The organism is Flavobacterium sp. UBA7663, assembly GCF_002483315.1.
Taxonomy (GTDB): Bacteria; Bacteroidota; Bacteroidia; order Flavobacteriales; family Flavobacteriaceae; genus Flavobacterium.
In genome coordinates this window covers 148,982-170,312 of the sequence record NZ_DLHR01000015.1, presented here as the reverse complement: position 1 = coordinate 170,312, position 21,331 = coordinate 148,982, and the positions used below count along the sequence as shown (strand labels likewise).

19 protein-coding genes are annotated in these 21,331 nt (G+C 31.8%); 8 read left to right on the top strand and 11 right to left on the bottom strand.

All coding sequences use genetic code 11. The annotated features are described in order from the left end of the window. Positions 1–6: 6 nt before the first annotated feature. Both aqpZ and B2741_RS05350 read right to left on the bottom strand, forming a co-directional pair. On the bottom strand, positions 7–732 hold the full coding sequence (gene aqpZ, locus B2741_RS05355; RefSeq protein ID WP_291136120.1) for an aquaporin Z: 726 nt from the start codon (positions 730–732) through the stop codon (positions 7–9). A 111-nt stretch (positions 733–843) separates the two neighbouring features. Then, positions 844–1,752 carry an EamA family transporter gene (locus tag B2741_RS05350; RefSeq protein WP_291136118.1) on the bottom strand — a complete coding sequence of 303 codons (909 nt, stop codon included), beginning with the start codon at positions 1,750–1,752 and terminating at the stop codon, positions 844–846. Between the two features lie 160 nt (positions 1,753–1,912). On the opposite strand from B2741_RS05350, the gene B2741_RS05345 reads away from it, so the two are divergent. Then, on the top strand, positions 1,913–2,509 hold the full coding sequence (locus B2741_RS05345; protein ID WP_291136117.1) for a murein L,D-transpeptidase catalytic domain-containing protein: 597 nt from the start codon (positions 1,913–1,915) through the stop codon (positions 2,507–2,509). 58 nt (positions 2,510–2,567) lie between these two features. Beyond that, positions 2,568–4,667, top strand: coding sequence for a TonB-dependent receptor domain-containing protein (locus tag B2741_RS05340; protein ID WP_291136116.1), 2,100 nt, complete (start codon positions 2,568–2,570; stop codon positions 4,665–4,667). Positions 4,668–4,757: 90 nt separating this feature from the next. Here the strand turns inward: B2741_RS05340 and B2741_RS05335 are convergent, their stop codons facing one another. The 6 genes from B2741_RS05335 to htpG form a co-directional block, all read right to left on the bottom strand. Beyond that, on the bottom strand, positions 4,758–5,576 hold the full coding sequence (locus B2741_RS05335; RefSeq protein WP_291136114.1) for a hypothetical protein: 819 nt from the start codon (positions 5,574–5,576) through the stop codon (positions 4,758–4,760). Between the two features lie 64 nt (positions 5,577–5,640). Further along, the gene (locus tag B2741_RS05330; protein WP_291136112.1) at positions 5,641–6,039 is read right to left on the bottom strand and encodes a DUF2721 domain-containing protein; all 399 of its coding nucleotides are present in this window, start codon (positions 6,037–6,039) and stop codon (positions 5,641–5,643) included. 2 nt (positions 6,040–6,041) lie between these two features. After that, positions 6,042–6,968, bottom strand: a complete 927-nt coding sequence (locus B2741_RS05325) for a hypothetical protein (protein ID WP_291136110.1) — start codon at positions 6,966–6,968, stop codon at positions 6,042–6,044. Further along, complete coding sequence (locus B2741_RS05320; RefSeq protein WP_291136108.1) at positions 6,968–7,405, bottom strand: SRPBCC domain-containing protein; 438 nt, start codon at positions 7,403–7,405, stop codon at positions 6,968–6,970. Before B2741_RS05320 ends, B2741_RS05325 begins: the two co-directional genes overlap by 1 nt. Positions 7,406–7,497: 92 nt before the next feature. Continuing rightward, complete coding sequence (locus B2741_RS05315; RefSeq protein WP_291136106.1) at positions 7,498–7,698, bottom strand: hypothetical protein; 201 nt, start codon at positions 7,696–7,698, stop codon at positions 7,498–7,500. An 82-nt stretch (positions 7,699–7,780) separates the two neighbouring features. Further along, positions 7,781–9,667 carry a molecular chaperone HtpG gene (gene htpG, locus B2741_RS05310; protein WP_291136104.1) on the bottom strand — a complete coding sequence of 629 codons (1,887 nt, stop codon included), beginning with the start codon at positions 9,665–9,667 and terminating at the stop codon, positions 7,781–7,783. 171 nt (positions 9,668–9,838) lie between these two features. Between htpG and B2741_RS05305 the strand changes: the two genes are divergently transcribed. Continuing rightward, positions 9,839–10,315: a lipocalin family protein gene (locus tag B2741_RS05305; RefSeq protein ID WP_291136102.1), complete on the top strand. Its 477-nt coding sequence runs from the start codon at positions 9,839–9,841 to the stop codon at positions 10,313–10,315. 6 nt (positions 10,316–10,321) lie between these two features. Continuing rightward, complete coding sequence (locus B2741_RS05300; RefSeq protein ID WP_291136100.1) at positions 10,322–11,017, top strand: OmpA family protein; 696 nt, start codon at positions 10,322–10,324, stop codon at positions 11,015–11,017. 85 nt (positions 11,018–11,102) lie between these two features. On the opposite strand, the gene B2741_RS05295 is transcribed toward B2741_RS05300, so the two are convergent. Further along, positions 11,103–11,705 (bottom strand): hypothetical protein, encoded by a 603-nt coding sequence (locus B2741_RS05295; protein ID WP_291136098.1) that lies wholly within the window; start codon positions 11,703–11,705, stop codon positions 11,103–11,105. Between the two features lie 115 nt (positions 11,706–11,820). On the opposite strand from B2741_RS05295, the gene B2741_RS05290 reads away from it, so the two are divergent. Next, positions 11,821–12,741: an ABC transporter ATP-binding protein gene (locus B2741_RS05290; protein ID WP_291136096.1), complete on the top strand. Its 921-nt coding sequence runs from the start codon at positions 11,821–11,823 to the stop codon at positions 12,739–12,741. Positions 12,742–12,795: 54 nt separating this feature from the next. Here B2741_RS05290 and B2741_RS05285 read toward each other — a convergent pair whose 3' ends face one another. Next, on the bottom strand, positions 12,796–15,210 hold the full coding sequence (locus B2741_RS05285) for a prolyl oligopeptidase family serine peptidase (RefSeq protein ID WP_291136094.1): 2,415 nt from the start codon (positions 15,208–15,210) through the stop codon (positions 12,796–12,798). Positions 15,211–15,341: 131 nt separating this feature from the next. On the opposite strand from B2741_RS05285, the gene B2741_RS05280 reads away from it, so the two are divergent. Next, entirely contained in the window at positions 15,342–15,674 is a 333-nt protein-coding gene (locus B2741_RS05280; protein ID WP_291136092.1) for a YegP family protein, read from the top strand. 116 nt (positions 15,675–15,790) lie between these two features. Then, the gene (locus B2741_RS05275; RefSeq protein ID WP_291136090.1) at positions 15,791–16,798 is read left to right on the top strand and encodes a 3-oxoacyl-ACP synthase III family protein; all 1,008 of its coding nucleotides are present in this window, start codon (positions 15,791–15,793) and stop codon (positions 16,796–16,798) included. A 125-nt stretch (positions 16,799–16,923) separates the two neighbouring features. Here B2741_RS05275 and B2741_RS05270 read toward each other — a convergent pair whose 3' ends face one another. Beyond that, entirely contained in the window at positions 16,924–19,323 is a 2,400-nt protein-coding gene (locus B2741_RS05270) for an outer membrane beta-barrel family protein (protein ID WP_291136088.1), read from the bottom strand. A gap of 180 nt (positions 19,324–19,503) precedes the next feature. On the opposite strand from B2741_RS05270, the gene argS reads away from it, so the two are divergent. Further along, positions 19,504–21,282, top strand: a complete 1,779-nt coding sequence (argS, locus tag B2741_RS05265) for an arginine--tRNA ligase (protein ID WP_291136086.1) — start codon at positions 19,504–19,506, stop codon at positions 21,280–21,282. Positions 21,283–21,331 lie beyond the last annotated feature (49 nt).

Below are 21,331 nucleotides of genomic sequence, written 5' to 3'. Positions count from 1 at the left end.
GGAATATTATTTGTTGTCTTGTAATAAATTTTTATAAATAAAGCCTGCTAAAATGGCTCCAGCGATTGGTGCTACCCAAAATAACCATAATTGGCTCAAGGCTTCACCTTGTACAAAAAGAGCCTGAGAAGTAGAACGAGCAGGATTTACAGAAGTGTTGGTTATTGGAATACTAATTAAGTGGATTAAGGTTAAAGCCAAACCAATTGCAATTCCTGCAAATCTACCGTTGGCTAATTTATCTGTTGCGCCTAAAATGATAATTAAGAAAAACATAGTTAATATGAATTCAGCTAAAAATGCTGCTCCCATTGAAAATCCAACACCGTTATAATATGTTTTCGGATCAAATGCGTTAGATTCATAGAAATTTGATGCAAAAGCACCAGCAGAATCAGCTGCAAATTCAGTTCCGCTACCGCCACTTAAAATTAAGTATAAAACACCAGCTGCGGCAGTTGCACCAATTAGTTGTGCCCCAATGTAAGGTACAATTTCTTTTGATGAAAAACGTCCGCTTGCCCATAATCCAAAAGTAACTGCAGGATTAAAATGTCCGCCAGAAATATGACCTACAGCATAAGCCATAGTTAAAACGGTTAAACCAAACGCTAGTGAAACACCTGCTAATCCAATTCCAATATTTGGAACGCCAGCTGCAAAAACTGCAGCGCCACATCCACCAAATACTAACCAAAAGGTTCCGAAAAATTCGGCAAATAATTTTCTCATAGTTAAATAGTTTTAATTACAATTTCTTGTAAAGGTTATTTAACTAAAATTACTAAAAAAAGAATGCTTATTAAATGGTTGGAAATAAAGTTATTAACAGTGTAATTCTTGCTAATTTTTTTTCTTAAACTGAATGTTCATGATAATAATTGCAGCAATTATTAACACAATTCCAATCCATTGAATTAACAAAACTTGTTCATTCAATAAAAAATAAGCCATCATAACCGAAACTGGTAATTCAAGTGAAGAAACAATACTTCCTAATCCAATTCCAGTATGAGGAAATCCTGCGTTTAATAACAAAGGAGGAATGATGGTTCCAAATAATGCTAAAACAATTCCCCATTTAGCAAAAATTTCAAAGTTAAAGGGCGTTGTTTGTGTATATAAACTAAAGCCAAAAACTATTACAGCTCCACCTAAAAGCATGTACAAACTTCTTTGTGCTGAAGAAATTCCTAATGCGACTTTGTTTGCAGTAAACATAGTTGTAGTAAAAGAAGCAGCTGCTAAAATTCCCCAAAATAATCCGTTTGCCCAATCAATTGTTGGGTTGTTAAAATCTATTTTAAAGATGTTAATTGCTAAAGCCGTTCCGATTAAAACAATGATTACAGAAATTATTTTTTGAGCCGATGGCGCTTTTTTATCTAAAAACCATTCTAATAAAACACCCATCCAAACGGTTTGCATTAATAATACAATTCCAATTGAAACTGGAATATATTTTACTGCTAAATAGTAGAAAACACTGGTCATTCCTAAAGAAGTTCCAGCTAACATTAAATGAAAAATGTTCTTTGGTGTTGCTTTTACAGCAGTATTTTTATTTTTGGTTCTTTGGAACAAATTGATAATTAAAATTCCAATGATACCTAAAATGAATTGGGAAGAAGTTACCTCGGCAGTTGTGAAATTTTCTTTGTATGCTAGTTTTACGAAAGTGGCTAACATTCCGTAACTTGTTGCTCCTAATGCTACAAGAAAAACTCCTTTTATGATATTGTTGTTCGACATTTCCTAAATTTTTAAGGGGCGCAAAGATAGGGTAAAAAGAAAAAAGAGAATAGATAAAAGAAAAAAGATTTTTTGGATGGTTTAATTTTAGTAAGAATTTAACAGCATACCCTTAAATAAAAATCAAAAAGTGGAGTTATATCATTTTAATCCCATTTCTATGAAACACTTTTTGCTATTGATTGCGGTTTGTTTTTTTTGTTGTAATAATTCGGAGGTCGAAACCTTAACGGTAAAAGATTACAATTCCTATCATAAAGAAGCAAAAACCTTTTGCAAAGAGAATGATTATAATGAGTCCTATTATTTTTTAGTTGATTTAAGTATTCATTCGGGTAAAAACCGATTTTTTATTTATGATTTTAAAACTAAGAAAGTATTGGATAGGAATTTGGTTACTCACGGAAGTTGTGACCAATTTGAAGAAAATCCAGACAAGTGGAAAAAAGTGAAATTTGATCATCGAATAGATAGTCATTGTTCTATGAAAGGAAAGTATAAAATTGGTAATCGCGACTATAGTTCGTGGGGAATCAACGTAAAATATTGGCTTCATGGACTAGAATCAACTAATAAAAATGCTGAGAAAAGAGTAGTGGTTTTACATTCGTGGAGTGCTGTTAAAAATAAAGAAGTGTATCCAAAATACTCACCATTGAGTTGGGGTTGCCCGGCGGTTTCTGATGCATTTATGGGAAAATTAGATGAACGTTTACAACAATCAGAAAAACCAGTTTTGTTGTGGATTGTAGAATAAAAAATTTTATTTGTAACAAAAAAGAAAAAAGCCTACTAATTGCAAATAAATTACTACAATGAGAAATTTTTTAATTTGCCTTTCTTTTTTAACCTTTCAATTTTCAATTGCTCAAGAAGAAACACCTAAAGATAGCGTAAAAACCACCGAATTAAATGAAGTTGTGGTGCAATCTAAAAAGAAAAGTATTGAACAAAAAGCCGACAGAACCATATTTGATTTTTCTGAACAAAGCCATTTGAATTCGGGTTCTGTGATGGAAGGATTAAAAAAACTACCTGGATTAATCGTTTCTGATGTAGCTGGAATGATGTATCAAGGAAAACAATTAGAAGTGTTTATGGACGCCAGACCATTGAATATTTATTCTAACGAATTAACTTCCTATTTAGAAAGTCTTCCTGCAAATTCTATTGAAAAAGTGGAAATTATTACGCAACCTGGAGCCGAATTTCCTGCAACTTCTGGTGGTGCAATTATAAATATTGTTACTTCAAAAAACGCTAAAAAGTATCTTTCGGCAACGTATTCAAACGGATATAGTTATACAAAATATGATAAATCACGCCATCGATTTAACAATAGTTTATTGGTAAATGCTAAAAATAAATGGTTTGGTTGGCAAGTACAATTGGGACAAAACTTTAACCAAGGTTATCAACGCACAAATTTTCAAAATGAAACTACTGTACTTTCTAAAAACACAACTGATAGAGAAAATCGTTTTTACTTTTTTAAAACCGGTTTAAAGTTCGATTTTAAAAAAGATAGATTTTTGGTCAATTACGATTTCACCACTTCAAATAATAATGCTTTAATTGATGCTAGTGGTTTTGGATTTAATACTAGCGATAAAAGTAAAAATAAACTCAACAGAAATGATGTTGCTCTAAATTATCAAAAACGATTTGATGATGCAACTAAAAAATTAGATTTTAGATTTAATGTGAATTCGGTTAATAATAATTTTGATTTAACGAACAGAGTTTCTGGAAATTCAGTATTAGATAATGGTTATAATCAATTGTTTTATCAGTTTAAAACCGATTATTCCCAAGAATTTTCATTTTTAGAGAAAACTAAATTTTCTACTGGAGTTTTAGCCGATAAATTAGAATTTGAAGCGCAAAATTTAGGTGTAACTAATTTAGATTATCAACGAACCACTTTAGCAGCTTATACTGAATTTCAATCTACCTATAAAAAGTTTGATTTTATTTTAGGAGGAAGACTAGAGTCCTATGCTATTGATGGAAATACAGATACGGATGAATTAATCCCATTTAATCAAACCCGATTTTTTCCAAATGCAAGCATTCAATACAATATAATTCCACAAGTTTTTGTGAATGCGAATTATAATAAAAAGATTAGCTTACCCAATACATCTGCTTTAAATCCGAACAATACCAATTATCAAAATCCAAATGTTTCGTTTTTTGGTAACCCAAATTTAGAACCTACCATTTTTGATAATTATGAGTTTAAAATAAGTGCTTTTGAATACTTTTTCATTGGTTATTCTCGTAGCGATGCCAATAATCAGGTAATGAACAGAATAATTACTGATGGCGATGGAGCTGCAAGTGTTTCAGAAAATATCCCGCAAGTAACCATTCATAATTTTAATTTGGGCTTGCCTGTTCCGTATATGTTATTTACAAAAGGATTAAAGGAAACCTTGAAGTTTGATTTTAATCCAGATGAGATTAATTTTTTATACTTGTATGTTGGACATCAAAAGCACATTTTGCCTGATGTTAGCGGAAAAGGTTTGTGGTTTTTTAATGCTATGTCTCAAATTGTTTTGCCAAGTAAAATTAAGTTTACGGCAAATTATAATACTTCATCAACAGGAGGAAATTATTTCTATTATGAAAATCGAGCGCCGTTTAGTCAACAATTTGATGTTACATTTGCTAAGAAATTCTTAAACAATAATTTATCGGTTTCTGTTTATTGTAACGATATTTTTAACACCAATAAACAAGGATTTAATGCCTTAGGAACGGATTTAGTTTATGAAAGTAAAAACGATTCAAGAAGAGTAGGAATCACATTAAATTATAAAATTCCGACTAAAAATAAATTAGCAAAAGAAGAAGGTAATATTTTAAATAATGATAAAAAAGAAGATCAGCCTGCTATTGGTAATTAATTTGAATCATCATAAGGCATTTAATAAAAAAATCTCGTTTAAAATTGCTTTAAACGAGATTTTACTACAAATTATATAATAAACCAATCCTTATCTTCTACCACTACGACGTTTTGTTTTTACCACGGTAGTTTTTCCTCTTTTGTTTTTGTGTATTACTGTAGTTCCTCTTCTGTTATGTACTACTACAGTTGATTTGCTTCTTCTAGGTGTATATACTTTTCTAGCAACAACAACTCTGTGTGTTGTAGTTTTTCGATAATACACACGATGATGTGCACATTTTCCGTAAAAAACAGAATATCGATAGGGTTTCCATGGTTTCCACCATCTTGGATAAAATCCCCAACGGTGAGGAGAAACCCAAACTACATACCCAGGCGCATATAAGAAACGAACACTTGGCCAAAACCAAACATTTACTACTACACCGGTTGGTGTAATTTCAGGAACATTTGGTCCGCCTTTTGATTTTTCAATTTTTTCATCGACTTCAAAAGGTTCAACAATAGTATTTTCTGCATATAATTCTGAATCGCCTTCAATCTGTAGTATTGCCGATTCATTTCCTGTTTTTTCTATCCCAATTGTTGCAATGTCTTGTTTTTCTTTTTCACTTAAATACGTGCTTAAAACAATTACATGCGTATTATTCTCTTGAATATCTTGCACCACAATGTAATCAATTTCACCATCATTGTTTAAATCAATATTGTTAACATTATTGTTTTCTTCATTAATCAATTTTTCAAATTCTTCTAGTGATTTTGCTTGCTTAAATAGGGCTAAAGCACCTTCTAAGCTAAAATTCTCACCTGTAAATTCAGGAAAATCATCTTTGCCATTTTCTTGACCATAGCTTGTTGTAATTCCAAAAATTAACAACAAAAGAAAGGGTAATCTTTTCATAATTAATGTTTTTTATTACTATTTGACATCTTAAAATATAAAAGGTTTAATAAAAATTAAAACTTTATTCAACATCTTCTGATAAATCTTTCAAATGAACTCTCAAAGCATTAACGGAAATACTGATTTCCCAAAACGAGATTCCCAAAGAAATCAATAAACAAAGTAAACTAGATCCAAAAAAGTAAATACCAAGATTTTCTTGATTTACATAAAGTAATAACATCGCAAAAACCGATAAAAACAAACACATTACGCCAAACAATTGCATGTAACGAATTAATGTTAATCGTAAATTCAGATTTTTGATTTCTAGAAGGATGTTTTTATTGTGATTGTCGTCATAGTTTTTCTTTAAATTACGAATGATCTGTGCAATCGTTAAAAATCGATTTGTATAGGCTAAAAGAATCAACGATGTTGCTGAGAATAATAAAGCTGGAGTTTCTATAGATAGTGCCATGATTATAACTTTACTTGATATTTGTAAATTCTACTAAATCCGTTTTCATAACTAGAAATTTCGGTTTCAAATTCTTTTAAATTAGTGAATGTTTTATCAATTACAATCATTCTTTTACTCGTGAAGTAGAGTGTTTGTGTAGTTGCATCGTAAAACGGACAATAATCCATTTGCTTGGAATTGATTTTTTCTCCTAAGTTCTTTGGTTCATCCCAATTTCCTTTATTGTTCTTGTAACTGATATATAAATCGCCACTTCCTAAACCGTCTGGTCTTCCGTAGCAAGTATAAATAATGAATTCTTCATTCGGACTCACAAAAGCGTTAAATTCATATCCTGTTGAATTGATATTCATGCCTAAATTTTCAGGTTCGGTATATTGTTTTCCGTCCCATTTGCATACTAAAATGTCATCTTTTCCAAACGTTTTTATTGCATCTGAAGTAAAATATAAATTTCTATTTGCTGTGACGCAAGGATAAAATTCATCTTTAGCAGAGTTTACTGGAGCACCAACATTTATTGGTTTCGACCATTTACTTTTTAGGTCTTTTCGTTCTACGTACCAAATGTCGTAATCTTTCGCTTTTGTTGTCGTATCGTCAATAGGTCGGTTCGATGCGAAATACAAACGTAAACCATCTTGCGTTAAAAAGGGTTCGATGTTTCTATAGTTTCCAGAAAACGTTGTCATTTCGGGTTCAGACCATCTTTTTTTCTTTTTCTTAATTACGGCAATTACAGCTCGTTCTTCGGAAGGATTTTGAATGGTGAAATAAATTTCATCTTGAGATGTAGAAATAGTAAAATCACGAACGTTTTGATATTTTTTTAAAATGTCAAAACCCGGTATTGGTTTTATATGTTCTTGCGAAAAACCAAAAATTCCCAAAAGCAGAACAAAGATGATTTGAAATGGTTCTTTCATTATTTCTCAGCGATTTCTTTTATGGTTGCTAATCCTTTTGGAAAAGATTCTAAAAAGAAATTAGCGTATTCATCAACTATATCAAGTGTTACTAAAACTTTTAAAGTTGCTCCGTTTGAAATTATAGTGTATTTTTCTTGTGCTCCTGTCCAAGCTTTTGTAGCTTCGTCTAAAGGTTGTTCTTCAAAGTTTTTAATATTACCAAGATGAGTAAAAAACATTTTTTCATTCGGAACTAAAGTAGATATTTCACTGTACATACCATTTCCGTTTGGATCTAAAAAATGAATACGTTCGCCTTGTTTCCATGAAGACTTTGCATACGAACCTTCGCAAAAAGCGGCTGTCCATTTTTTATAATTTTCTTCAGTCCACATGGCGTTCCAAACTTTATCAGCAGAAGCGTTTATTTCGATTTCGAATGTTAGATTTTTCATGATATATTTCTTATAATTCAAATTTACAAAAAAAAACCTACAAGGATTTCAAATTCCTTGTAGGTTTTGTAGTTATAGTGTTGAATTTATTTTTAGATTTTCAGAATATTCTTTTTTGCAAATGCATAACTAAAATAAATTATAGAAATTAAGGTAAAAACAATTCCGGTCATCATAAAAAATTCGAAAAATCGCATTATAACGTTTGGTTCTTTAACATCGCCATCTGCAATAAAACCAATAGTGGTGATTATTGATGCAATTGTTAAAATATTTAAAATTTTTTTCTTCATAATTGGTGTGTTTAATACCTTGTTAACGATATAAAATTAACTTTAGTATGTTTTTTTGAAAATAATATTTCTGAAAATCATATTATTTCAACGTTTCAAAACTTCTCTTCACAAAAGCAGTCAACTCTTCTCCTTTTAGCAATCCTTGTGAAATTTTTGCTAAATCTAAAGCTTGTTTTACTAATAATTCTTGTGCCGATTTATCTTCGGTTTGTAGAATAGTTGTTGCTAAATTTGAGTTAGAATTCACTACCAAATTATACATATCTGGAAAATTACCCATACCAAACATGCCACCACCGCCAGAAGCACTCATTTCTTTCATTCTTCGCATAAATTCGGGTTGCGTAATCATAAATGGTGCAGCGTTGCTATCCATTGGTTCTAATTGAACTGTGTAGTTTGCTTTTGGAACAATTGCTTCTAAAACCGATTTTAAATTGGTTTGTTCATCTTCGCTTAATTTTGAAATTTGAACATCATCTTTTTGAATCAATTTGTCAATATGATCTGCGTCTACACGTGCAAAAGTTACATTCTCGTTATCAGCTTCTAATTTTTGAATTAAATGTGATACAATTGGTGAATCTAACAATAACACTTGATAGCCTTTTTCTTTTGCAATGTCAATATAACTGTGTTGCGCGTCTTTATTTGAAGCGTAAAGCACAACTAATTTTCCATTTTTGTCGGTTTGATTGTCTTTTAAATTTTCTTTTAATTCGGATAATGTAAAGTATTTATCATCAGTAGTTGGATACAATACAAAATCGCCTGCTTTTTCATAGAATTTTGGTTCCGAAAGCATTCCGTATTCCAATACAATTTTGATGTCGTTCCATTTTTGCTCGAAATCTTCACGATTTTCGTTGAATAATGATTTCAATTTGTCCGCTACTTTACGAGTGATGTAGTTCGAAATTTTCTTCACATTGCCATCCGCTTGTAAATACGAACGCGATACGTTTAACGGAATATCTGGCGAATCAATCACACCTTTCAACATTCCTAAAAACTCAGGTACAATTCCTTCCACATTATCGGTAACATATACCTGATTTTGGTACAATTGAATTTTATCTTTTTGTAATTGTAGATCAGCTCCCATTTTTGGAAAATATAAAATTCCTGTCAAGTTAAACGGATAATCTACATTTAAGTGAATGTTGAATAACGGCTCTTCAAACTGCATTGGATACAATTCGTGATAGAATTTTTTGTAATCTTCATCTGTTAAATCCACAGGCTGTTTAGTCCAAGCAGGATTTGGATTGTTGATGATGTTGTCTACTTCTTGGTATTCTGTTTTGTAATCTTCTGGAGCATCTTCTGGTTTTGGAAGTGCTTCTTTTTTCGTTCCAAATTTAATTGGCACCGACATGAATTTGTTATATTTAGTTAACAATTCACGGATTTTATATTCTTCTAAAAATTCAAGTGAATCTTCTGCAATATGTAAGATGATTTCAGAACCTCTTTCTGTTTTGTCATGAGGTATTAAAGTAAATTCCGGACTTCCATCGCATGTCCAATGTGCTGCGGGTTCGTCTTTGTATGATTTTGTAATGATTTCCACTTTTTCTGCAACCATAAAAGCAGAATAAAATCCAAGTCCAAAATGACCAATTACACCTGAATCTTTGGCAGAATCTTTATATTTTTCTAAAAACTCTTCTGCACCTGAAAAAGCAATTTGGTTGATGTATTTTTCCACTTCATCGGCACTCATTCCTAATCCTTGGTCAATGATGTGTAGTTTTTTACCTTCTTTGTCGATTTTTACTTCGATGATTGGATTGCCATATTCTACTTTAGCTTCGCCAATACTGGTTAAATGTTTTAATTTTAAAGTAGCGTCGGTCGCATTCGATACTAATTCACGAAGAAAAATTTCGTGGTCGCTGTACAAAAACTTTTTAATTAAGGGAAAGATGTTTTCTACTGAAACATTAATTTTTCCTGATGCCATATTTTAAAATTTTTTAGTTAAACAATTGAATCTTGAGTAATTCAAATTCAATACCAAAACTAAGAATCTGCCAAATTGACGTAGTACATGTACTAAGGTTCTTTTATGAGATTAAAATTACTTTTGCCAATTAAATAGAGTAAATTTGTAGATAAGTAAAAAAATAAAAAAATGAAAAAAAGTGCACTAATCTTATTGTTAACAATTGCTTTCTTTGGTTGTAAACCAAAAGAGACAGTTACGAGTACGAAATTGGATAACAAAACCGAAGTCGCTATTAAAGGAAATTGGAAAATAGCTTCGGTAACATTTCCAGGTTCAGATTATTTGAAGGTAACATCATTTAACATTGCTGATGCTAAGTGTTTTGAAGGAAGTCAATGGAGTTTTGTTTCTAACAACAACAAAGGAAACATGCTTTTAGACAAAGTTAATTGTCCATCTTACAGCAGTAACATTACTTGGTATGTAAATAAAGAAGGTTTTATGGTCGTTAAATTTTTAGCCGAAGGTGTAAAAGCAAAACATACAGATTCTGGTTATATTTTAAGAGTGGCCAATGTAAATGAAACTACTTTTCAGTTGATTGACAAGGTTAATGTTGGCGGAAAATTTGTTGATGTAGTATATAATTTTGAAAGAAAATAGAAGAATATGAAAAAGGTAGCAATTTATTTAGTAGTAAGTACATTTATTGGGAGTGTTATTTTATCAGGATGTAATTCTGTAAAAAATGCTAATAATACTCAAAAAGGTGCTGTAATTGGAGCTGTAGGTGGAGGTGTTTTAGGTGCAGTTTTAGGAAACAATTTAGGAAAAGGCGGCAACGGAGAATTAGGAGCTGTTTTAGGTACTGTAATTGGTGGAGTTGCCGGTGGAGTTATTGGTAATAAAATGGACAAACAAGCTCGAGAAATTGAAACTGCTTTGCCAGGTGCTCAAGTGGAAAGAGTAGGAGAGGGAATTCGATTAGTTCTAGGTGAAAATTCGGTAAACTTTGATTTTAACAAAGCTACTTTAACCACTAAAGCGAAACAAAATTTAGACAAATTAGTTCCAGTTTTTAAAGAGTATGCAGATACTGATATTAAAATTTATGGTTTTACAGATAGTAAAGGCGCCGATGATTATAATTTAAATTTATCTAATCAGAGAGCTACAGCTGTTAAAAATTATTTAGCAAGCAAAGGATTGGTTACAAGTAGATTTTCTGTTGTAGGTTTAGGAGAAGCTGAACCAATTGCAACAAATGATACGGATGCAGGTAGAAGTTTAAACAGACGTGTTGAATTTGCTATTTTAGCTAATGATAAAATGATTGAAGATGCTAAAAAAGAAGCTGGGAAATAAATAATAAATTGATAAATAAAAAAAAGACTGCTCTAATGCAGTCTTTTTTTGTTGATAAAATTATGTTATTAGCTAGGACTGTTTTTTAGTATATCTCATTGAATTTGTAAATAATTCCTCCGGTAACATTGTATGTAATTCCTGTAAAAGAATTTACCGCTTCTGTATATGAAAAGCTTCCATCAAAATTATAATGTTGCGAAACATTAAATATAACTGAGGTATCTATTGCAAAATATAATTTATCTGCAATTTTAAATCGAGGAGTTAAGCCCATTACAATATTTACCAAATTGTCATTTCCAGCATTGTAACTCGATTTAACTAATGAATACCCAGCACCAGCATGAGCTATTAAATTAAAGAAATCATAACTTTTAGATCTTGTAAATGCAGTAGTAATATTCATTGTACCTTGAAGTGAGATTCTGGTAATATCAATTCCTGTCTCTTCAGTAAATAAAAGGTTTTTTGTTCTAAATTTATCAGAAGCGAAATCAATTTTCATTCCGTAAGTCTCATCAAAATCATAAGAAATTGCTCCTCCTAGGTGAGACAAATCATTAATACTTGGTTCAAAAACGCCATTAAGTCCGTAATTTACCTCTACACCAATTTGTGCATAAGTACTTTTTGACAACAATAAAAAGCATAGCAAAGTTGCTAGGATGAAGTAAGTTTTTTTCATTTGTATTTTAAGGTTAATTTGGGTGTTGCAATATAGAATTAAATTGAAGTTTAAAAAATATTTTTTTTAAAAATTTTAAAAGGTTGGCTTTTATAATTTACTTTGTAAAAAAAAGATGTTACGAGTTAATGAAATATATTTTTCCTATCAAGATAAATTGGTCATAAAGAATGTAAGTTTTTCTTTAACAAATGGGAAGAATTTAGCATTAATAGGTGAAAGTGGTTGCGGAAAAAGTACCTTACTAAAACTGATTTACGGTTTGTATGATTTAGATGAAGGACAGATTTTTTGGAATGAAACCGAAGTACTAGGTCCTAAATTTCACTTAATTCCAGGGATGTCTTTTATGAAGTATTTGGCACAAGATTTCGATTTAATGCCATTCATTACAGTTGCTGAAAACGTAGGTAAGTATCTTTCAAATTTTTTTCCAGAAGATAAACAAGCCCGTATCTCGGAATTGTTAGAAATCGTAGAAATGACTGAATATGCCAATGTAAAAGCTAAGTTTTTGAGTGGTGGACAAATGCAACGTGTAGCCATTGCCAGAGTTTTAGCGTTAGAACCTGAGGTGTTATTGTTAGACGAGCCTTTTAGTCACATTGATAATTTTAGAAAAAATAGTTTGAGAAGAAAGCTGTTCGGTTACCTAAAAGAACAAAAAATCACTTGTATTGTTGCAACTCACGATAGCACCGATGTTTTGGCTTTTGCTGATGAGGTAGCGATTATTAAAGATGGAGAAATCATGGAAAGCGGAATTCCAAAGTTTATCTATGACAATCCAAAAAATCGATATATAGCTTCTTTGTTTGGAGATGTAAACGAAATTGAAATTGATGGAGAATTGAAATTTGTTTATCCGCATCAATTAAAAGTTTCGATTAATTCCGATATAAAAGTAGAAGTTGTAAATTCTTATTTTAGAGGAAGTCATTATTTGATTGAAGCGAAATTTGATAATCGAATTTTGTTTTTCGAAAATGATGAGTTACTTGAAAATGGGGAAGTGGTTTGTTTGAAAATAAAATAGACCTTCAAATCTTTCAATTCAAAGGTCTATCTTCTTTATTCTATGTTCTTTTTTCTAATTCTTTAAATATTTTTCTAAGAATTGGTCTTGTTCCCATAATAAATGTAGAATATTTTCTTTAGCTACATAACCATGACTTTCTTTTGGTAAAATTACCAATCTTGCAGGACCACCTAATCCTTTTAACGCTTGGAAATAACGCTCCGATTGAAGTGTGAAAGTTCCAGGATTGTTATCAGCTTCACCGTGAACTAATAATAAAGGTGTTTTCATTTTTTCTGCATTCATAAATGGCGACATTCCGTTGTAAACTCCCGGAACATCCCAGTAATTACGTTGCTCGCTTTGGAATCCGAAAGGAGTTAATGTTCTGTTGTAAGCACCACTTCTGGCAATTCCACACGCAAATAAATTAGAATGTGTTAACAAGTTAGCCGTCATGAAAGCTCCATATGAGTGACCTCCAATAGCTACTTTTTTACGATTGATATAGCCTAATTTGTCTACAGCATCAATCGCAGCTTCAGCATTTGCAACTAATTGTGGAATAAATGTATCGTTAGGTTCTGTTGTTCCTTCACCAATAATTGGGAAAGCAGCATCATCTAAAACGGCATAACCTTTGGTTACCCAATATACAAATGAACCATAGTTAGGGAATGTAAATTCATTAGGGTTTTTATCACTTTGTCCAGCTGAGTTTTTGTCTTTGTATTCTGCTGGATAGGCCCAAATTAACAAAGGCAATTTCTCTTTTTTCGTTTTGTCATAACCCACAGGTAAATACAAAGTTCCTGATAATTCAACACCATCTTTTCTCTTGTATTTGATAACTTCTTTGTGAACGTTTTTAATACTTTCGAATGGGTTTTTGAAAGCGGTAATTGGTGTTAATTTGTTTTTTGATTTGATGTTTCTAAAATAGTAATTTGGATACTCATTTTTAGATTGAATCATTACCAATACTTCTCCTTTTTTGAAATCTTCAATTGATAATAAATCTTCTTTTTTGTCTTTCATGTTAGAAGTGTACAATCTCGTTTTTTTCAAAGTAGAGAAATCGTATTCATCAATAAAAGGGAATTGTCCGTCTTTAGTATTTCCAGCACCAATTAAGTAACCTTTGTTGTTTTCAATTGCAATTACATAACGTCCAAACGTATTCTTTTTCATTTCAAAATTTCCAGGATCCGAGTAAATATCTTGCGAATTTCTATCTTCAATAATTTTTGGAGCAATAGCTAAATTAGATGGATTAAATAAATAGGCTTTTGTGTTTCTAGTATCGTACCAAGAATCGGCAACGATAGCAATGTTTTCGTTTGCCCACATAATTCCCGCATAACGTTGTTGTGTTTTAATTAAGCTTGTAGGATTTGAAGAAAATGGTGCTTCCCATAAGAACACTTCGTCTCTGAAATCTACTTTTACGGCTTGATCTCCACCATCTAAAGCTTCTACAAAATATAAAGTTGCTGCTTTGTCAGATCTCCATCCCATACTTCTTTTTCCTTTTCTTACAGATGAAAAACCTTTAGGCATAATTTCAGTTAACGGTACTTCATTCACCACTTTCACTTCTTTTCCGTTAACATCATAAATCGTAGTTTTTTGTGGAAAACGACTTAATGGTACAATGTAAGAATATGGTTTTTGAATAGTTGTTACCATCAAATAATTACCGTCTGGAGAAAAACTCTCGCCCGCATAAATGTCAGCTGTTTTAAATAAAGTAGTATTTCCAGAAAGAGAAACTTTATACAATTCAGATGTCACTAAAGCATCAAAATTTGCTTCGTCTGTTTTGTTTTTCAATAAATCTTGATAGGTTCTATTTTGTGATTTTGAACCGTCGCTTAAAGAAACAGTTGGTCCTTTTGGTAAATCTTTAGTGCTATTAATTAATGCCGGACGGTCTTTTGGAAGAACCTTTACCAATAGTGTTTCGTTATCTTTCATCCAGTTGAATGGATTTCCTAAATTTGCATTCAAATTATCAGCAGTTAATTTTTTAGCTGTAGCCGAAACTACGTCTAAAACCCAAAGTTCAACTCCTTTATTGGTAGTATTGGTAAAAGCAATTTTCTTTTCGTTTGGCGACCAAGAAACATTGGTAATTCGAGCGTTTTCTGGTAACCCTTTCACTTGAATTTCCGCTTTATCTTTTATTTTTCTAACTTTTAGATTATTAATATAAGTTACCGTGCTTGAAATATTGGTTATTGGATTAATTCTTAAGCCGCCTAATTTCATTTCTTCTTGATTTAAATCATCAAGTGTTTTGTAAGTATTTCGATAACTCAAAAGCATGTACTCCTTTTTAGTGTCCATACTTACAGATGGTGCTCTTTCGTAATCTGCTAACGCTAAAATCTCGGGAGAAGGTTTTTGATACGTTACATTTTCTTGTGCCGATGTACTTAAAAAAGTTCCCAAAAACGCCACAAATGTCAATAATCTTAATTTCATGTTTGTTGGTTTGAATATTAAGCTCTAAAATTAATTTTTTAGATTTTAGAAATTTTAAATTATATGTTAATTTTTTTTGTAACTTTATGATTCGTTTGTAAATAAAATAGTTCAAAATAAAATTTTAAAACATGGGAAAATTTGTAATTACGACAAGAAAAAACGGAGAGTTTCAATTTAGCTTAAAAGCTGGTAATGGTCAAGAAATCTTGGCAAGTGAAGGTTACACTACAAAAGCGGCTTGTTTAAACGGAGTAGAATCGGTTAAGAAAAATTCACAAGATGATGCTCGTTTTGATCGTTTGGAATCTAAAAACGGAAAGTATTATTTCAATTTAAAAGCGACTAATGGTCAAATCATTGGTACAAGTGAAATGTATGAAAGTACAGCTTCTAGAGACAACGGAATTGCTTCTGTAGCTAAAAATGCTCCAGATGCAGAAACGGATGATCAAACAGCATAAAGTATAAAAATTAAAAAAGTCCAACTTATTTTTAAGTTGGACTTTTTTTTATATGCTCAACAAATACGCTTAAAGTTTGTATTTTTGCAGGCTAAATTTAATTAAAGAAATAAATTATGTTTCATTCCAAAATATCAGGATTAGGCTATTACGTGCCAGATAATATTGTTACCAATGATGATTTGGCCAAAAAAATGGACACCAATGATGAGTGGATTCAGGAAAGAACCGGAATTCAAGAACGTCGCCACATCATAAGAGGAGAAGATACAACCACATCAATGGGTGTAAAAGCGGCTAAAATTGCCATTGAGCGTTCAGGAGTAGCTAAAGAAGATATCGATTTTGTCATATTTGCAACCTTGAGTCCTGATTATTATTTTCCAGGTCCAGGTGTTTTAGTGCAACGCGATTTAGGTTTAAGAACGGTTGGCGCTTTAGATGTTCGTAATCAATGTTCAGGATTTGTATACGCTATTTCAATTGCGGATCAATACATTAAAACCGGAATGTATAAAAATGTTTTAGTAATCGGTTCTGAACTACACTCAACAGGTTTAGACATGACAACTCGCGGTAGAGGAGTTTCAGTAATTTTTGGTGATGGAGCTGGAGCAGCCGTGCTTTCAAGAGAAGAAGATTTGTCTAAAGGAATTTTATCTACACATTTACATTCGGAAGGACAACACGCAGAAGAATTATCATTAATTGCTCCAGGAATGGGAAAACGTTGGGTAACCGACATCATTGCTGATAACGACCCAAATGACGAGAGTTATTATCCATATATGAACGGACAATTCGTATTTAAAAATGCAGTAGTTCGTTTTAGCGAAGTAATCAACGAAGGGTTGCAAGCTAATAATTTGCAAGTTTCGGATATTAATATGTTGGTGCCACATCAAGCGAATCTGAGAATCTCACAATTTATTCAACAGAAATTCCGTTTAACAGATGACCAAGTATTCAACAATATTCAAAAATACGGAAATACAACTGCAGCTTCCATTCCAATAGCTTTAACTGAAGCTTGGGAACAAGGTAAAATCAAATCAGGCGATTTAGTGGTTTTAGCTGCTTTTGGTTCTGGATTTACTTGGGGAAGTGTGATTATAAGATGGTAATTAGAAGTTAGAGAAAAGAAGCAAGAAGCAAGAAAAAAGATTATTATTAAAAAAGCGTTCTGAAATTTTCAGAACGCTTTTTTAATGGTTTATAAATTCCCCTCCTTTGGAGGGGTTAGGGGTGGCTAGAACATTCCACCACCACTTTGAGTTTCGTTAGCATCTCTTTGTTTTCTAGCTAGAGCACGGTTTTTTCCACCACCAAAAATGTAATTGAATCCTACGTAAAAAGTTTGACTTTCCCAATAAAATGCTCCTTGTTGTCTGAAAGGGATATTTCCATCAAAAGCAAAACGCATATTTTCAAAAACGTCGTTGTAGCGAGCTGTGATAGTTCCTTTTCCTTTTAAGATGTTGTAGGTTGCTCCAAAATCCATTTTGTACATTTCTAACCTGTCATATTGTAATCCTCTGTCTTTTCCTCTGTACATTCCAAATAATTGAAAACGTAAATCTTTAGTAACAGTAAATGTATTATTCATTCTAACATTAAAAGTTACGACATCAACTTCTTTGTTTTCAATTGCGTTAGTGTTTGCATTTTGTACGGTTCCTTTTGCAGTTTTAAAATAGACATCTGAACTAGCATTAACCGCCCACCATTTTGCAAATTTTAAATTTCCTGAAGTTTCAATTCCAAAAGCATCATTGTTATCAAAGTTGTCATAAGATAAAATATTACGGTTTGTATTGTTAGGGTCGTTGAAAACCACTCTCGAAATTTCATCAGAAATACTTCTATAAAATACACCACTTGTAATTGAACCAATTTTTGTAGTTCTAGTATAATTTATTTCAAACGAATTGGTGAATTGTGGAACTAAAGCTGGATTTCCTCTCGATTCCATTAAAGGTGTTGTCCATTCTCTAATTGGGCTAATTTGTCCAATACTTGGTCGGTCAACTCTTCTTGAATAATTGAAATTAAATGAGTTTTTATCGTTAGCTGTATACGTTAAAAATGCTGATGGATAAGCTGTAAACAAATCGTCAGAAATACTTTGAGTATCGTTGAAAGTTGGATTTGTTTCATTAATCGAAAAATTAGCATCTAAATCAAAATATTCTAAACGAACACCAAGTTGACCACTCCATTTTCCAATTTGTTTCCCTAAATTAGCATAAGCCGAATAAATATTTCTTCCAAATTCAAAAGAATTATTAGCGCTTATAGCACTAGGGTTGTCGTCATAAAAACGGTTTCCCGAATTTTGAATTCTTGTTTCAACTCCTAATTCTAATTTTGTAGTTTCAGTTATCGGATTTACATAATCGGCATTAAACTGAAAATAATCTGTTGTTCCAGGAACTATGTTAGTTCTATCCAAGCTTGATGTTTCCTCGTAAACGGTGTTTTCATTATTTTCAGTGTGAGAATAATTTAATTGAAGCTCTAAATTTTCGTCTTTTTTATCAAAATCATGTTTGTAAACTAAATCATAGGTTTGGTTTTTATTATCACCTTTGCTATCAAAATACTGAATTACATTATCGTTTGCAACAGGATCGTCATAAATAATAGTTGTTAAACCTGTGCCAGAACCATAAGTAAAACTTTGGTTAGTATAAGCGGAAATTGTGTTTTTATCGTTGATATAATAATCCATTCCTAGTTTTAATAGATGCGAATTATTTTTATTTCGGAAATTAAAATCTTGACGATTTTCTTCATTAGTTCTTTCGCTTTCAACATAACCATTGTTAGCATTAATTCCGTGATTAAAACCATAATTAGTATAAAAATTCACTTTACCTACACGGTAATTCATGTTCAGAGCCGAGTTTGTTTTTGGAGTAATTCCGAAAGTAACTCCTGTGTTTAAGGAACCATTAAAACCATCTTGCGAATTTTTATGCAAAATAATATTGATAATTCCGCTCATTCCTTCTGGATTGTATTTTGCAGATGGATTCGTAATCAATTCAATTTGTTTAATGGATGCCGAAGGAATTTGTTGTAACAATTGCTCCACTGAAACATTCGAAGGTTTTCCGTCGATAAGTACGCGTACATTGGTGTTTCCTCTCATACTAATTTCTTTCGTTTGAGGGTCAATACTTACGGTTGGAATATTATTCATAATTTCAGAAGCTGTAGTTCCTGATGCGATTAAATCTTTTCCAACATTAATTACTTTTCTGTCGATTTTTTGCACCATGTTAGAGCGTTCAGCCACAACTTCTACGTCTTTTAATTCTGAAACGTCTTCAGAAATAGCTATTGTTCCTAAGTTTTGATTGGCATCAGCAGTCAAATCAATGTTTTTAATAACGGTTGTGTAGCCAATAAATTGAATTTCAACTGTGTATTTTTGTAATGCTAATTTGTTAACTGTAAAATTTCCATCTTCTGTGGTTACACCTCCTGTAACAATCTTGTCATTATCTTTAAGAATAATGTTCACGTAAGGTAAAGGCTCATTTGTTTTTTTGTCAACTACTTTACCTTTAATGCTTCCTGAATTTTGTGCAAATCCAAAAGCAATTGAGCACAAAAAACAGGTGATAATTAATTTAAGTTTCATTTGTTTGTTTTTAATTAAAATGATTGATGATTGTGCTTAATAGACTTCAACAATTGTTAAATGTTACAGTATTTTTGCTAATTATATTTTTTTTAACATTTGAAGGTGATTTCTGAAATTTTATTTCATCATTCTATTGTCAAAATTCTTACCTTTGCACGTTCAAAAAAATAAGGTAAAATGACATTACATCACACATTAACAACACACATCCAAAAAGCGGTTCTTGAATTGTTCAATATTTCTATTGAAAAAGTTGAATTTCAGGCAACTAGGAAAGAGTTTGAAGGTGATATTACTATGGTAGTTTTTCCTTTAGTAAAAGCATTAAAAGGTAATCCAGTTGAAATCGGAAATCAGATTGGAAATTACTTAGTAGCGAACGTAAATGAAGTGGCTAAGTTCAATGTGGTAGGCGGATTTTTAAATATTGTGATTTCGGATGCTTTTTATGTGGAATTTTTCAATTCAATTAAAAACAACGAAACCTTTGGTTTTGTAACTCCAAAAGTAGGTGAAAAAGCGGTAATGGTTGAATATTCTTCACCAAACACGAACAAACCGTTGCATTTAGGTCATATTCGTAACAACTTATTGGGTTATTCTGTTGCCGAAATCATTAAAGCTTCTGGAAAAAAAGTATATAAAACTCAAATCATCAACGATAGAGGAATTCACATCTGCAAATCAATGTTAGCTTGGCAAAAATTCGGAAACGGACAAACGCCAGAATCAACAGGATTGAAAGGTGATAAATTGGTTGGGAATTTCTACGTTGAGTTTGACAAACAATACAAAAAAGAAATTTCAGAATTAATCGCTCAAGGTAAAACTGAAGACGAAGCAAAAAAACTAGCACCATCTATTTTAGAAGCACAACAAATGCTTTTAGATTGGGAAAATGGAAAACCAGAAGTTATAGAACTTTGGAAAACCATGAACCAATGGGTGTATGATGGTTTTGAACAAACGTATAAAAATCTTGGTGTCAATTTTGATAGCTATTATTATGAATCAAACACGTATTTACTAGGGAAAGAAGTAGTGCAATTTGGTTTAGAAAAAGGCATTTTCGAGAAAGATCCAGATGGTTCGGTTTGGATTGATTTAACGGCGGATGGTTTAGATAGAAAAATCGTGCTTCGTTCTGATGGAACAGCGGTTTACATGACACAAGATATTGGAACTGCAATCCAACGTGTGAAAGATTTTTCAGATGTAGGAGGAATGGTTTACACCGTTGGAAACGAGCAAGATTACCACTTCAAAGTGTTATTCTTAATCTTGAAAAAGTTAGGATTTGATTGGGCTGATAGCTTATATCATTTATCATACGGAATGGTAGAATTGCCTTCGGGAAAAATGAAATCTCGTGAAGGAACAGTTGTAGATGCAGATGATTTAATGGCAGAAATGACTACAACAGCACAAACTATTTCGGAAGATTTAGGGAAATTAGAAGGTTATTCTGAAGATGAAAAAGCGGTTTTGTTCAAAACAATTGGTTTAGGAGCTTTGAAATATTATATGTTAAAGGTTGATCCGAAAAAACAAATGATGTTCAATCCAGAAGAATCAGTTGATTTTGCAGGAAATACAGGGCCATTTATTCAGTACACTTACGCTCGTATTCAATCGATTTTAAGAAAAGCTGATTTTGATACTTCAATTTCGATTTCGGGATTAGAATTACACGAAAAAGAGAAAGAATTAATCAAGCAAGTACAATTATTTCCTGAAGTCATTCAAAATGCGGCAGAGAATCATAGTCCAGCTTTAATTGCGAATTATACTTATGATTTGGTTAAAGAGTTCAATTCATTCTATCAACAGGTTTCAATCTTGGGAGAAGAAAATCAAGATAAAAAAGTGTTTAGAGTACAATTGTCAAAATCAGTTGGAAACACAATAAAAAATGCATTTCAGTTATTAGGAATTGAAGTTCCTGAGAGAATGTAAACAGAGTTACGAGTTTGAAGTTATCCTTGATTTTTGAATTTGCACTTGA